This is a genomic window from Anaerotignum faecicola, from assembly GCA_024460105.1.
Lineage (GTDB): Bacteria > Bacillota > Clostridia > Lachnospirales > Anaerotignaceae > JANFXS01.
Window position 1 is genome coordinate 1 of record JANFXS010000137.1, and the last position, 532, is coordinate 532.

General features: G+C 50.6%; 1 protein-coding gene. It reads left to right on the forward strand.

Annotation, left to right across the window (positions count from 1 at the left end; translation table 11 throughout):
• Nucleotides 1-42: 42 nt before the first annotated feature.
• Nucleotides 43-532, forward strand: a 490-nt coding sequence (locus NE664_13155) for a sugar ABC transporter permease (GenBank protein MCQ4727580.1), incomplete at its 3' end; no start/stop codon positions are given.

Sequence of the window (532 nt, forward strand, 5' to 3'; positions counted from 1 at the left end):
CTTACGAAATGGGATGGCGTAAATCCCCAGGTGTTTGTGGGGGTGAAAAACTATGTGACGCTTTTCGGGGATAAGAGCTTCTGGAACTCATTTGTGAGAACGCTGGTCTTTACACTTGTATCAGTACCATCTGTCTATGTGGCGGCTCTTGGACTGGCGGTTCTGCTGACCGGAGGGATTCGCGGGAGCAATTTCTTCCGGGCGGTGTTTTACTGGCCGACCATGATTTCCACGATTATCGTCGGGCTTACGTGGCGTTTCTTGCTGGGTGAGGATTTTGGGCTGGTGAATTACTTACTGACCGCGATGGATAAAACGCCGGTCAAATGGCTGACTGATCCGAACAATGCCATGGGAGTAGTGATCTTTGTAACTGTCTGGAGTATGGCGGGATACTACATGGTTATGTTTGTGTCAGGGATCAAGGCGATCTCCGAGACGTATTACGAGGCGGCCAGAATTGACGGAGCGGGTGCGTGGCAGCAGTTTAAGTTTATTACGCTTCCTCTTCTGAAACCGACCAGTCTTCTGG